We start from the raw sequence: 13132 nt of genomic DNA, 5'->3' as shown, positions 1-13132 counted from the left end.
AGCCTCAGCGCGCCGGACGGACGCCGGAGGTCTGAGCCTCCATCATCAGACGATCCTGCGCCATCGGGTCATGGCCAAGGATTTCGCCCTTGAAGATCCAGACCTTGATGCCGATGATACCGTAGGCGGTCAGCGCCTCGGCTTCGGCATAGTCGATGTTCGCACGCAGCGTGTGCAGCGGAACGCGGCCTTCGCGATACCATTCCACGCGAGCGATTTCGGCGCCGCCGAGACGGCCACCGCAGGTGATCTTGATGCCTTCGGCACCAAGACGAAGGGCCGACTGAACGGCGCGCTTCATCGCACGGCGGAACGCAACACGGCGGACCAGCTGGTCGGCAATGCCCTGAGCGACGAGCTTCGAATCGATTTCCGGCTTGCGGATTTCGACGATGTTCAGCTTCACTTCGCTCGAAGTCATGGCCGAGAGCTGCTTGCGCAGCTTCTCGATGTCCGCACCCTTCTTGCCGATGATCACACCGGGCCGGGCTGCGTAGATCGAGATGCGGCACAGCTTGGCCGGACGCTCGATGACCACCTTGGAGATCGCTGCCTGCGGCAGGGTCGACATGATGGACTTGCGGATCTTGAGGTCTTCCTCAAGAAGCTTGCCGTAGTCCCGGCCTTCCGCAAACCAGCGGCTGTCCCAGGTACGGTTGATCTGCAGACGCAGACCGATCGGATTGCTCTTGTGACCCATGGATCAGGCCTCCTCGACTTCGCGAACGACGATCCGCAGGCGTGAGAACGGCTTGAGGATCCGGGTGGACTTGCCGCGACCGCGCGCGTGGAAGCGCTTCATCGTGATCGACTTGCCAACCGATGCCTCGGCGATGACGAGAGCGTCGACGTCGAGGTTATGGTTGTTTTCCGCATTGGCGATCGCCGAAGCGAGGATCTTGCGGGCGTCCTGGGCCATGGCCTTCTTGGAGAAGGCCAGGATGTTCATCGCGTCCTCGGCCTTGCGGCCACGGATGAGAGCGGCGACGAGGTTGAGCTTCTGGGCGGAACCACGAATGGTGGTGCCAACCGCAAGAGCTTCCTTCTCGCCAACGCGGCGGGGTGCTGCCTGCTTGCTCATTAGCGCTTGCCCTTCTTGTCGGCGGCGTGGCCGGGGAACGTGCGCGTGGGCGCGAATTCACCGAGCTTGTGGCCGACCATGTCCTCGTTGACCGAGACAGGGATGAACTTGTGCCCGTTGTAGACCGAGAAGGTCAGACCAACGAACTGCGGGAGAATGGTGGAGCGACGCGACCAGGTCTTGATCGGACCAGCGCGGTTGCCGGCATCCTGCGCGACCTCGGCCTTCTTGAGAAGGTACAGGTCGACGAAGGGGCCTTTCCAGACGGAACGTGCCATCGTGTCTTACCTCTTCTTCTTGGCGTGGCGCGAACGGATGATCATCTTGTCCGTCTGCTTGTTGTTGCGAGTGCGAGCACCCTTGGTCGGCTTGCCCCACGGAGTGACCGGATGACGGCCGCCCGAGGTACGGCCTTCACCACCGCCGTGCGGGTGGTCGACCGGGTTCTTGGCAACACCGCGGGTCAGCGGGCGACGGCCCAGCCAACGGCCGCGACCAGCCTTGGCAAGGGTCTGGTTGGCGTTGTCGGGGTTCGACACGGCGCCAACGGTGCCCATGCAATCGCCACGCAGGTAGCGCTGCTCGCCCGAGTTCAGACGAACGATGACCATGCCGCGATCGCGACCGACGACCTGCACATAGGTGCCTGCCGAACGTGCGATCTGGCCGCCCTTGCCGGGCTTCATCTCGACGTTGTGGCAGATCGTGCCGACCGGCATCTGCGACAGAAGCATGGCATTGCCGGGCTTCACGTCGGTCTTCTCGCCGGCGACGACGACGTCGCCAACGGCCAGACGCTGAGGCGCGATGATGTAGGTCAGCTCACCGTCGGCGTACTTGACCAGCGCGATGAAAGCAGTGCGGTTGGGATCGTATTCGATCCGCTCCACGGTTGCTTCCATGTCCCACTTGCGACGCTTGAAGTCGATGAAGCGGTACTTCTGCTTGTGACCGCCGGCGATGCCACGCGAAGTGACATGGCCCTTGTTGTTGCGGCCACCGGTCTTGCTCTTGCCTTCGGTCAGCGCCTTGAGGGGCTTGCCCTTCCAGAGCGACGACTTGTCGACGAGGACCAGGCCGCGGCGGGCGGGGCTGGTCGGGTTGTAATGCTTCAGTGCCATCGGATCAGCCCCGTACGCCTTCGGTGATGTCGATCGACTGGCCTTCGGCCAGCGTGACAATCGCCTTCTTCACGTCGCTGCGGCGGTATTCCCTACCGCGCCAGCGCTTGGTCTTGCCCTTCTGGACCAGGGTGTTCACGCCAGTCACCTTGACGTCGAACAGCGCCTCAACGGCGGCCTTGATCTGGGGCTTGGTTGCCGCGTCGGCCACCTTGAAGACAACCGCGTTCTGCTCGGAGAGCAGGGTCGACTTCTCGGTGATGTGCGGCGAGAGGATCACGTCGTAATGACGGATGTCCACGTTGCTCTTAGCCATTGAAACGCGCCTCCAGCTTCTCGACAGCGGCGCGCGTCAGCACCAGCGTATCATGCTTCAGGATGTCGTAGACATTGGCGCCGACAGCCGGAAGCACGTTGACGCCGATGATGTTGCGGGCAGCCAGGGCGAAGCCCTCGTTTACCTGCTCACCGTCCATGACGAGAACCTTCTTGCCGAAGTTCGCCTTGGCGAGCTGACCGGCGAGCGCCTTGGTCTTGGCATCGGAAACGTCGAGCGAGTCGACGATCACGAGACCCTTCTGAGCCTTGGCCGAAAGGGCCATCTTCAGACCGAGAGCGCGGATCTTCTTGTTCAGCGAGACGTTAAACTCGCGGCGACGAGCACCGTGAGCCTTACCACCGCCGATGAACACCGGAGCCGCACGATCGCCGTGACGGGCAGTACCGCCGCCCTTCTGGCGACCGAACTTCTTGCCGGTACGCGCGACTTCCGAGCGCTCGCGGGTCGCACGGGCGATGCCGCGGCGATTTTCGAGCTGCCAGGTGACGACGCGGTGCAGGATGTCCGCGCGCGGCTCGAGGCCGAACACGTCGTCCGAAAGCTCGATGTCGGCGTTAGCGGCCGAACCGTCGATATTGAGGACCTGAACCTTCATGATTAGCCCTCCTGGCCTTCGGTCGCTTCGGGAGCCGCCACGTCAGCAGGGGTCTCGGCAGCGGCCGTATCATTGGTGTTGGCAGCCAGCTTGAGGCCGGCGGGGTACGGAGCCTCGCCGTGACGGTCGACCTTGACGGCGTCCGAAACGGTGAGCCAGGCGTTCTTCGAACCCGGGACCGAGCCCTTGACGAAGATCAGGCCACGCTCGTCGTCCACGCGGACGACTTCGAGGTTCTGCTGGGTGCGCTGACGGTCGCCCATGTGGCCGGCCATCTTCTTGTTCTTGAACACCTTGCCCGGATCCTGACGGTTACCCGTCGAACCGTGCGCACGGTGCGAGATCGACACACCGTGGGTGGCACGCATACCGCCGAAGCCCCAGCGCTTCATGGCGCCCTGGAAGCCCTTGCCCTGGGTGTGGCCGGCAACGTCGACCAGCTGGCCAGGCACGAAGTGCGAGGCAGCGATCGTCGAACCGACTTCGAGGAGGGCATCGTCGGCAACGCGGAATTCCGCGACGCGCATCTTGAGCGAAACTTCAGCCTTGGCGAAGTGCTCACGCTGCGGCTTGGCAACGTTCTTCTGCTTTGCTTCGCCCGCACCGAGCTGAACCGCGACGTAGCCGTCACGATCAGCAGTACGAACCGAAACCACCTGACAGTCTTCAAGTGCCAGGACAGTGACGGGCACGTGGCGACCGTCCTCCTGGAACAGGCGGGTCATCCCGACTTTCTTGGCGATCACGCCTGTACGCATGACCTTTCTCCTTACAGAGGCGTACGCAGGACCATCCCCCGTACGCGTGTCCAACCCTGGTTGTGATACGAACCCCGTCCGGGTCAGGTGTTCCCTGCCAGCCCATCATGGACCGCGGAAACGAGACGGGGGACGCATTCCCGACGCTTCCCGAAGGAGACGGCGGAGGTATCCCTTGTGTCCCCTGGCGGCTTGCCGCCCGGGGCGCTGTCTCTGCGGGTTTCTCCCCGCAAAGCCGGCCATCGGGCCGACAAGGACAATTTGGATCCGAAGATCCGAATTTCGCCTCGATCGTTTAAAGTCCGATCGGAAAGGACTTTCGGGGCAACCTTTCGGTCACCCCGCAAACCAGCTTAGGCCAGCTTGATTTCGACGTTCACGCCGGCAGCCAGATCGAGCTTCATCAGAGCGTCGACGGTAGCTGCGTTCGGCTGCACGATATCAAGCAGGCGCTTGTAGGTGCGGACTTCGAACTGCTCACGCGACTTCTTGTCGATGTGCGGGCCACGGTTGACCGTGAACTTCTCGATCTTCGTCGGCAGAGGAATGGGCCCACGAATCAGAGCGCCGGTACGGCGGGCCGTGTCAGCGATTTCGCCAGTAGCCTGGTCGAGCACGCGATGGTCAAACGCCTTGAGGCGGATACGGATGTTCTGAGCTTCCATTACCTACTACCGATGAGAAAGAGCCAAAGGGCCGAAGCCCCGTCAAATTCGAACCGCGCCACTACACGGTGATGCCGAGTCGAGCAAGCCCTGATTTCACGAAGTCCGGCAGGTTCCCGAAGGTCGCCAACGCGGTTCGTCGCATCGCCCCTTCCCTACCCCCGTTCCGCATCCTAGGTTGGCATGGCGACGCCTAGCAGAAGGCGCTTTCAATGCCCTCCATCACCACGACAATTTCCAGCACGCTTGCCGCGCTCACCCTTGCATGCCTGGCGCCCGCCACCGCAGCAGCCGACAGTTCCGGCTACGGCCCCGGCCAAACGGGCGTCCCCATCGACATCGACGATACCAACATGCTTTCCGCCCACGCCACCATGCCAGACGCCAAGGGCGCTGCCGTTGATGAGGCCTGCCGTGCTGCCGCCCGTGCCAGCAATGGCGGCAATGACGGCACGATCGTCGTCTGCTCCCACGGCGGCGATGGCACTGACCAGCGCGTCCCGGCTTCGAAATCCGTCGACGAAAGCACGCGTACGGGCGCGGCCTACCCGCCCGACCTCTGGGACCTGCCTGGCTGCCTAGGCCCCTGCATCACCATACCGTTCGGCCACGTGCCGGAACCTGTCTACTACATCGACCTGGCGTCCATTCCCGAAGCACCCAAAGGCTCGGATGCATGGAAGATCGGACAGGGCGAGTTGCGGGCACACTAGCCCTACGCCGGGGCCTCGAGCGCCACAAACGCCTTAACTCCATAAACGCGAAAAGCCCGGCGCCTCTTTCGAGACGCCGGGCCAATCACTTTAGCCGTAGCGGCACGATCAGCGAATTACTTCGTGATCGTGGCAACGACGCCCGAACCGACGGTGCGGCCGCCTTCGCGGATTGCGAAGCGGAGACCTTCGTCCATGGCGATCGGAGCGATCAGCTTCACGGTCAGCGAAACGTTGTCGCCCGGCATCACCATTTCGGTGCCCTCGGGAAGGATCACTTCGCCGGTCACGTCGGTGGTGCGGAAGTAGAACTGCGGACGGTAGTTGGCGAAGAACGGCGTGTGACGGCCGCCTTCGTCCTTCGACAGAACGTAGACTTCAGCCGAGAACTCGGTGTGCGGGGTCACGGTGCCCGGCTTGGCGAGAACCTGGCCACGCTCCACGTCGTCGCGCTTCAGGCCACGAACCAGCGCGCCGATGTTGTCGCCGGCTTCACCCTGGTCGAGCAGCTTGCGGAACATTTCGACGCCGGTGACGGTGGTCTTCTGCGTGTCGCGGATACCGACGACTTCGACTTCTTCACCAACCTTGACGATGCCGGTTTCGACGCGGCCGGTAACAACCGTACCACGACCCGAGATCGAGAACACGTCTTCGACGGGCATCAGGAATGCCTTGTCGGTGGGACGCGGGGGCTGCGGGATGTAGTCGTCGACAGCCTTCATCAGCGCAAGGATCGATTCCTTGCCGATGTTGTCGTCACGGCCTTCGAGGGCGGCGAGAGCCGAACCCTTGACGACGGGGATGTTGTCGCCGTCGAAGTCATACGACGAGAGCAGTTCGCGCACTTCGAGTTCGACGAGCTCGAGGAGCTCTTCGTCATCGACCTGGTCGACCTTGTTCATGTACACGACCAGCTGCGGCACGCCGACCTGGCGGGCGAGCAGGATGTGTTCGCGGGTCTGCGGCATCGGGCCGTCAGCAGCGTTCACGACCAAGATCGCGCCGTCCATCTGGGCGGCACCGGTGATCATGTTCTTCACGTAGTCAGCGTGACCCGGGCAGTCGACGTGCGCGTAGTGACGGGCTTCGGTCTCGTACTCGACGTGAGCGGTCGAGATCGTGATGCCGCGCTCGCGCTCTTCCGGAGCCTTGTCGATGTTTGCGAAGTCAACGGCTTCACCGCCGAACGCTTCCGACATGACCTTGGTGATGGCAGCCGTGAGGGTGGTCTTGCCGTGGTCGACGTGACCGATGGTGCCGATGTTGCAGTGCGGCTTGTTCCGCTCGAATTTTGCCTTCGCCATCTTACAAACCTTCTTTCGCTTGAATTGTATCTGCGGGATGTGAGGCAACGCCCGCCGAAACAGGCGCCGCCCCTAGAATGATCTTGCCGTTTAGGCAAGCTTCTCCTTGACCTCAGCCGCGACGTTCGCCGGGACTTCGTCATAATGGGAGAAGAACATCGAGTAGTTCGCACGGCCCTGGGTGAACGAGCGGAGCTGGTTCACATAGCCGAACATGTTGGCCAGCGGGACCATCGATTCGACGACCTGGGCATTGCCGCGGCTGTCGGTGCCCTGGATCTGGCCACGACGGCTGTTCATGTCGCCGATGACGTCGCCGAGGTATTCCTCGGGGGTGACGACTTCGACCTTCATGATCGGTTCGAGCAGCTTGATGCCGGCCTTCTGGGCGACTTCACGCATGGCACCGCGACCGGCGATTTCGAAGGCCAGGGCCGACGAGTCGACGTCGTGGTAGGCACCGTCGTAGAGGACGATGTCGAAGTCGATGATCGGGAAGCCGACCAGCGAGCCCGAGGCAGCGGTTTCGCGCATGCCCTTTTCGATCGCGGGGATATATTCCTTCGGAATGTTACCGCCCTTGATCTCGTCCTTGAAGGTGATGCCCGCGCCGCGCTCGCCCGGCGTGACCTTAACCTTCACGCGACCGAACTGACCGGTACCGCCCGACTGCTTCTTGTGGGTGTAGTCGATGTCCACCGGCTTCGCGAGGTATTCGCGATAGGCAACCTGCGGAGCGCCGACGTTGGCTTCGACCTTGAACTCGCGACGCATGCGGTCAACGATGATGTCCAGGTGAAGTTCGCCCATGCCCTTGATGATCGTCTGGCCCGATTCGTGATCGGTGGTGACGCGGAACGAGGGATCTTCGGCCGAGAGACGGTTGAGCGCGACGCCCATCTTCTCCTGGTCGGCCTTGGTCTTCGGTTCCACCGACAGTTCGATGACCGGCTCGGGGAATTCCATGCGTTCGAGCACGATCGGCGCGCGTTCGGCGCAGAGCGTGTCGCCCGTGGTGGTTTCCTTCATGCCGGCAAGAGCAACGATGTCACCCGCGAAGGATTCGTCGATGTCCTTACGGTCGTTGGCGTGCATTTCGAGAATGCGGCCGACCTTTTCCTTCTTGCCCTTCACCGAGTTCAGGTACGAACCCTTCGAGAGCGTACCCGAGTAGATACGGATGAAGGTGAGCGAGCCCACGAAGGGATCGTTCATGACCTTGAAGGCCAGCGCCGAGAACGGAGCGTTGTCTTCCGGCGGACGGCTGTCGGGCTCGTCGCTGTCGACCTTGACGCCCTGGACGTCTTCGATGTCGAGCGGAGAAGGCAGGTAGTCGACGACGGCGTCGAGCAGGGGCTGAACGCCCTTGTTCTTGAACGCCGAGCCGCAAACGACCGGAACGAACGAGTGGTTCAGCGTGCCCTTGCGGATCAGCGACTTCAGCGTGGCGACGTCGGGCTCATTGCCTTCGAGGTAGGCTTCCAGAACCGCATCGTCCTGCTCGACAGCGAGTTCGAGCAGCTTTTCACGGTATTCTGCAGCTTCGTCAGCGAGTTCAGCCGGGATTTCTTCGTAGAAGAATTCGGCGCCGAGCGATTCGTCCTTCCAGATGATCGCGCGGTTGTGAACGAGGTCGACCAGGCCCTTCAGGTCGGCTTCGAGGCCGATCGGAATGTAGAGCACGGCAGGCTTGGCACCGAGGCGGTCGATGATCGACTGCACGCAGTACTTGAAGTTCGCGCCGGTACGGTCGAGCTTGTTGATGAAGCACATGCGCGGAACGCCGTACTTGTCAGCCTGGCGCCACACGGTTTCCGACTGCGGCTCAACGCCGGCAACGCCGTCGAAGCAGGCGACCGCACCGTCGAGCACGCGCAGCGAACGTTCGACTTCAATGGTGAAGTCAACGTGGCCGGGGGTGTCGATGATGTTGATGCGGTATTCCTGGCCCTCAGACGTCCAGAAGCAGGTGGTCGCAGCCGAGGTGATGGTGATCCCGCGTTCCTGCTCCTGCTCCATCCAGTCCATGGTCGCGGCGCCGTCGTGGACTTCGCCGATCTTGTAGGACTTGCCGGTGTAATAGAGGATGCGCTCGGTAGTCGTGGTCTTACCGGCGTCGATGTGCGCCATAATACCGATGTTGCGGTACATATTGAGCGGATGGCTGCGTGCCATGGTGAGAATCCTTAGCAGGAGTGTTCGGGGTTGGGACCGACCGTCAGATAGGCCCCCGCCCCCTGAATTAAAAGTGTGACGCCCGGATGACCGCCTCTGAAGGGGCCGATCCGGGCGACACCACGCACATTACCAGCGGTAGTGCGAGAAGGCGCGGTTCGCGTCCGCCATGCGGTGCGTGTCTTCGCGCTTCTTCACGGCGTTGCCGCGGTTGTTGGCAGCGTCGAGCAGCTCGCCCGAGAGACGCGCCGACATGGTGGTCTCGGGACGGTTGCGGGCGGCGGTGATGAGCCAGCGGATGGCCAGGGCCTGGGCGCGCTCGGGGCGCACTTCGACGGGAACCTGGTAGGTCGCGCCACCGACGCGGCGGCTGCGGACTTCGATCTGCGGCTTCACGTTGTTCAGGGCATCGTGGAACAGCTGGACCGGATCGGCCTTGGCGCGGGTTTCCATGGTGTCGAGAGCACCGTAGACGATCGATTCAGCGACCGACTTCTTGCCGTCGAGCATGAGGTTGTTCATGAACTTCGACAGGGTCTGATCACCGAACTTGGGATCAGGCAGGATTTCCCGCTTCTCGGGACGACGACGACGTGACATCGTTGGTATTCCTTGTTGTTTCGGGCGGGAGCGTGAGCATCACCGGCCGGTAGATCCAGTACCGTGCGGCAGAGAACGTCAGGCCCTCATGCCGCTACCAGCTTACTTCGGACGCTTGGCGCCGTACTTCGAGCGCGACTGCTTGCGATCCTTGACGCCCTGCGTGTCGAGCACGCCGCGCAGGATGTGGTAGCGCACGCCGGGAAGGTCGCGGACGCGGCCGCCGCGGATGAGCACGACCGAGTGCTCCTGCAGGTTGTGGCCTTCACCCGGGATGTACGAAATGACTTCGCGGCTGTTGGTCAGGCGCACCTTGGCGACCTTGCGGAGAGCCGAGTTCGGCTTCTTCGGGGTCGTGGTGTACACGCGGGTGCAGACGCCGCGCTTCTGCGGGTTCTGCTCCATCGCAGGAACCTTCGACTTGGCCTTCTGCGGTTCGCGACCCTTGCGGATCAGCTGGTTGATAGTGGGCATCTATACTCTTCTTTCAAATGGGAGTGCGATGGATCCGGGCCGGAGCATCTTGCCCGTCGAGACGGACAGCACCGGCGCGAACCCTTCGCACCCCAAGGGACCAAACCGACAGCGGGCCCCGGAGCATCTGAGAGGATGAGGAAATTCGAGAGTCACGCCGAACGGTGAACACCCGGGCCGCACCTGCCGCGCCGATCCCGGATCGGGAACGATGGCGGTCTGCAACCTGGCAACCGTCGAACGTGAGCCGAAAAACACTCCACCCGGTCAGAAACACCGGATTACTTTGCCATGCGCACCTTCGAAAACCCCCTGCACGACTCGGCACAAGGTACTTCCGAAGAGACCTCCTCATGGCCAAGCCACGGAAAAGTCCCAAAAAATGCCGACATGACAATGTTCAGCTCTATGTCGTTTCCCACGAGCGAACCCGCAGGAGATGGCGGCCCTTAGGTGATCCGGGCCGCAGGGTCAAGTTCAGGCGCAATCCGCCTCCCCTCCCATCCCTATGCGGAAGCTGCGGAAGATAGCTTTGACGTCAGGAAGGGGGCCGGCAGGCGACTGTCGCCTGACCTGTTGCGCGACCGCGATAGCTGCCGGTCGCCTTTCACTGCGGGGAGCACTTGAGAGGATTTTTCCTGCCGTTCGGCAAGGGCCCCCTAGCGGACACCGCTCCGCCACGGCAAAAGGTAGTATGATCTCCTTTCGCCTCCCTTGGTATAGCCTGACTGTTGGAGCCGTCATATTGATCGGCGCCAGCTTCCTGCCGATTTCAAGTGCCATCAAGTGGCCTGTGATACTTGCTGGAGGCCTTCTCTTGATGGATGGCGGCCTCGGGCTGCGTACATTGCCGAGCCTCGTCCCGTTCGTGAGCTTTTCTGAGGATTGGCAACAGATTGAGCGCGAGATGTACTTCGGCCAGATCGGGAAAGTGCGCTGGGGCCTCATCGCCTGCGCCTGTATTTGCCTCGCTCTCTTTGCGCTGACCCTCCCCGGCGGCGATTGGCAAATCTGGGCTGTGCTTGCCTTGATGTTGGCGTCAGCAATCGGGTGGGTAGTAGCGGCTCTCAGAGCAATTCGAGAGGTGCTCGGGAATGACTGATAACCACCCATCATTGCCGCTAACGCTGCGGATCTGCACCGCCAGGAAACGGTCGGCCGGCTTTACGCCGCCAACGATGCGATCGGCGATCCGGAAGGGCGAGCATGGGGGGATTGCGGAATGTCCGGTTTGGCGAATCGTAATAGCAACCCCGGACATTGAAAATGACGGAAACTAGTGCCACAAAACTGCTGAATATTGCGTCTCAATGCGATTACGCACGGGCAACCCGTAAAAACTGGCTGAAAAGAAAGAAATAGGAATGTCTGGGAAATTTCTCAAGCGCAACGCGATCATTGATACGATCAGAAGCGAAGAGAAGATCAACAGCATACAGAGGCGAAATGGCGGACAACATTACCATGTTGATACCATTCCGTGCGGATGCCCAGATGATAACTGTGGCGCTTTTCACGTAATTAGAACCGATCGCCCCTTGCCTTCGGCAAGTGAGGCTGACGCAACACTCAAATCACGACGCTAACAATAACATTTGATAAGGTGAGCGATTTCGTATGTCTGCTTCTCGCAAGCGATAGCGAGGGAGCAGACGGCAAAAAAGGGGCGTTCGCGGACCGACAGCTTTTCTCGCGTAACAAAGGGCGGCCTCGCCTGAACGAGCGGCCGCTTTCGATCAATGGAAGATACCTGCCGTCCGGCGGTAATGGGTGCAAGGCAGTCGTTGATCCGACTCCGACCCGCTGACTTGTCCGCAAGCGAGGCGTGAGGATCGAGAGACCGAAAAGGCGGCCGGTGGAATCGGGACACGCCCCCGCGCCATCAGAAGAGCGAGAATCGAATCGCGCCGTGAACAAGGGATTTTATTATTTTCTGTCCGGCTTGTGCGAACTCGTGCAAATATCTATCTAGGAACCATCGAAGAGAATTCCGTCTACAGGCAATGCTTCGACTGAGAGCTCCGTGCTCCCGCTTATGAAGTGGAGCAAGGCCATGGCTTTTCATCTCACCCGTTATTTCACGTCATCGGCATCCGCACGATGAGCCGCGCCATCAACGTGAACCTGCCCGAGGCAGACGTGATCGCGCTTTGCGACAAGTTCGCCGTGTCTATCAGCACCATCGAGCCCTTGCCCACGGGCGGGACGCATCTGGTCTGCACGCGGGGAGAAGGCGCGGACGAAATGCGGCGCAGGCTCAAGGGCCATATCGTCGAAGGCGTCGTCAGGCGCTTCCCCTTCTATCGCGCCCGGGGCCCCTGGTAGGCCCGGACGTGCCGACGTGAAGGACCGTCCGATGGCACAGCAATTGAACCTGATCGTCAAGCCCTCCATCCACGAGGGCGTCCGGCCATTGGAGCGCGGCAACGCGCCCCGCCCCGGGATGCAGGACGATGCCCCTTCCCACTTCGACATCTTCCGCGCGGAATCCGTCAGCGTGACCTCCACCCTGTTCGCCGGGGGCGACTGGCGGTGGCGGCTGGTTTCCTGCGTGGGCACTGTGCTGGTCGAGTGCGGCGGCTATCGCAGCCAGGCGCTGGCGGCGGCGGCCGTGGACCTGCTGCGCAGCGAGGCCTGGTCCGCCACCGTATCCGCCCGGGCCTGATCTCGCGCAGGATCGAATCGGCCGAAGCGGCCTTTCCCCGAATTCGTACACGTCTTCGGGCGATCGGTGCTAGAAGCAGCCATCGCGGGAACCGGACACCAAGCCTCCCGCGGCTGAGGGATAAAACGCGCCCCCGCTTGAAAGCAGGAGCACGAACATGGCCAAGTCGCAGAAGCGCAGCACGCGGGAAATCCGCAAGCCCAAGGCAGCCAAGACCAAGCCCGCGCCTTCCTTGGGCCTTTCCACGGACTCGCAGGTCGTCACCACCATCCGCAAGCCCAGGGACAAGCTGTGAGGCCTTGATCCCCTGAGGCCCTGATCCCGCCCCTCCGCCCGCCACACCCCCGGCTGGCGGAGGGGCGCGGGAGCATCCGCCCCCGTTTGGCCAGTGCGTCGCAGAGCCACGGCCCTCACGGAACATTTTCCTACACGCCGCCGGCCGCGTTAAACCGGCCCGCCATGAAATGACGGGGATGACGGCAAGGATAATTGCTCCAGCCCCTGAATCGGCCCTGCAACCTTCATGAGGCCTGAAACGGCTTGAAAATCCCGCGCCCAAACCGGCGTAGAAGTGGCCGCAAACAGAAATCGATGCGCCGATGCAGCACGGAATAGCTTGCAATTTTGACGTTTAGACA

At 62.0% G+C, this 13132-nt stretch carries 17 protein-coding genes; 5 read left to right on the top strand and 12 right to left on the bottom strand.

The genetic code is table 11. The annotated features are described in order from the left end of the window. Positions 1 to 4: 4 nt before the first annotated feature. From rpsC to rpsJ, 8 genes are all read right to left on the bottom strand, one after another. Positions 5 to 700, bottom strand: coding sequence for a 30S ribosomal protein S3 (rpsC, locus tag ADT71_RS22090; RefSeq protein WP_054440316.1), 696 nt, complete (start codon positions 698 to 700; stop codon positions 5 to 7). Positions 701 to 703: 3 nt separating this feature from the next. Next, the gene (gene rplV / locus ADT71_RS22085; RefSeq protein ID WP_054440314.1) at positions 704 to 1081 is read right to left on the bottom strand and encodes a 50S ribosomal protein L22; all 378 of its coding nucleotides are present in this window, start codon (positions 1079 to 1081) and stop codon (positions 704 to 706) included. Further along, entirely contained in the window at positions 1081 to 1359 is a 279-nt protein-coding gene (gene rpsS, locus ADT71_RS22080) for a 30S ribosomal protein S19 (RefSeq protein ID WP_054440312.1), read from the bottom strand. The genes rplV and rpsS overlap by 1 nt, the downstream gene beginning before the upstream one ends. Positions 1360 to 1365: 6 nt before the next feature. After that, on the bottom strand, positions 1366 to 2202 hold the full coding sequence (gene rplB, locus ADT71_RS22075) for a 50S ribosomal protein L2 (protein WP_054440310.1): 837 nt from the start codon (positions 2200 to 2202) through the stop codon (positions 1366 to 1368). A 4-nt stretch (positions 2203 to 2206) separates the two neighbouring features. Then, positions 2207 to 2518 carry a 50S ribosomal protein L23 gene (locus ADT71_RS22070; protein ID WP_054440308.1) on the bottom strand — a complete coding sequence of 104 codons (312 nt, stop codon included), beginning with the start codon at positions 2516 to 2518 and terminating at the stop codon, positions 2207 to 2209. Then, a complete protein-coding gene (rplD, locus tag ADT71_RS22065; RefSeq protein ID WP_054440306.1) occupies positions 2511 to 3137 on the bottom strand; it encodes a 50S ribosomal protein L4 in 627 nt (208 codons plus the stop codon). The genes ADT71_RS22070 and rplD overlap by 8 nt, the downstream gene beginning before the upstream one ends. Before the next feature lie 2 nt (positions 3138 to 3139). Further along, on the bottom strand, positions 3140 to 3895 hold the full coding sequence (gene rplC / locus ADT71_RS22060; protein ID WP_054440304.1) for a 50S ribosomal protein L3: 756 nt from the start codon (positions 3893 to 3895) through the stop codon (positions 3140 to 3142). Positions 3896 to 4248: 353 nt separating this feature from the next. Then, positions 4249 to 4560 (bottom strand): 30S ribosomal protein S10, encoded by a 312-nt coding sequence (gene rpsJ, locus ADT71_RS22055; protein ID WP_007011873.1) that lies wholly within the window; start codon positions 4558 to 4560, stop codon positions 4249 to 4251. Between the two features lie 212 nt (positions 4561 to 4772). On the opposite strand from rpsJ, the gene ADT71_RS22050 reads away from it, so the two are divergent. After that, positions 4773 to 5273, top strand: coding sequence for a hypothetical protein (locus tag ADT71_RS22050; RefSeq protein ID WP_054440302.1), 501 nt, complete (start codon positions 4773 to 4775; stop codon positions 5271 to 5273). 116 nt (positions 5274 to 5389) lie between these two features. Here ADT71_RS22050 and tuf read toward each other — a convergent pair whose 3' ends face one another. From tuf to rpsL, 4 genes are all read right to left on the bottom strand, one after another. Next, complete coding sequence (gene tuf, locus ADT71_RS22045) at positions 5390 to 6580, bottom strand: elongation factor Tu (protein WP_054440300.1); 1191 nt, start codon at positions 6578 to 6580, stop codon at positions 5390 to 5392. 90 nt (positions 6581 to 6670) lie between these two features. After that, positions 6671 to 8755: an elongation factor G gene (fusA, locus tag ADT71_RS22040; RefSeq protein ID WP_054440298.1), complete on the bottom strand. Its 2085-nt coding sequence runs from the start codon at positions 8753 to 8755 to the stop codon at positions 6671 to 6673. Positions 8756 to 8884: 129 nt separating this feature from the next. Beyond that, entirely contained in the window at positions 8885 to 9355 is a 471-nt protein-coding gene (gene rpsG, locus ADT71_RS22035; protein WP_054440295.1) for a 30S ribosomal protein S7, read from the bottom strand. Between the two features lie 102 nt (positions 9356 to 9457). Next, a complete protein-coding gene (gene rpsL, locus ADT71_RS22030) occupies positions 9458 to 9829 on the bottom strand; it encodes a 30S ribosomal protein S12 (protein ID WP_007682177.1) in 372 nt (123 codons plus the stop codon). A gap of 745 nt (positions 9830 to 10574) precedes the next feature. Between rpsL and ADT71_RS22025 the strand changes: the two genes are divergently transcribed. From ADT71_RS22025 to ADT71_RS32375, 4 genes are all read left to right on the top strand, one after another. Next, the gene (locus ADT71_RS22025) at positions 10575 to 10931 is read left to right on the top strand and encodes a hypothetical protein (protein ID WP_132469053.1); all 357 of its coding nucleotides are present in this window, start codon (positions 10575 to 10577) and stop codon (positions 10929 to 10931) included. A gap of 998 nt (positions 10932 to 11929) precedes the next feature. Then, positions 11930 to 12154, top strand: a complete 225-nt coding sequence (locus ADT71_RS22020; protein WP_054440292.1) for a hypothetical protein — start codon at positions 11930 to 11932, stop codon at positions 12152 to 12154. 31 nt (positions 12155 to 12185) lie between these two features. Then, complete coding sequence (locus ADT71_RS22015) at positions 12186 to 12494, top strand: hypothetical protein (protein ID WP_132469052.1); 309 nt, start codon at positions 12186 to 12188, stop codon at positions 12492 to 12494. Positions 12495 to 12651: 157 nt separating this feature from the next. Continuing rightward, positions 12652 to 12789 carry a hypothetical protein gene (locus ADT71_RS32375; protein ID WP_165913223.1) on the top strand — a complete coding sequence of 46 codons (138 nt, stop codon included), beginning with the start codon at positions 12652 to 12654 and terminating at the stop codon, positions 12787 to 12789. Positions 12790 to 13132 lie beyond the last annotated feature (343 nt).

Source organism: Novosphingobium sp. ST904 (genome assembly GCF_001298105.1).
Taxonomy (GTDB): domain Bacteria; phylum Pseudomonadota; class Alphaproteobacteria; order Sphingomonadales; family Sphingomonadaceae; genus Novosphingobium.
The sequence above is the reverse complement of the archived record's forward strand: the minus strand, read 5'-3'. Positions and strand labels throughout refer to the sequence as shown.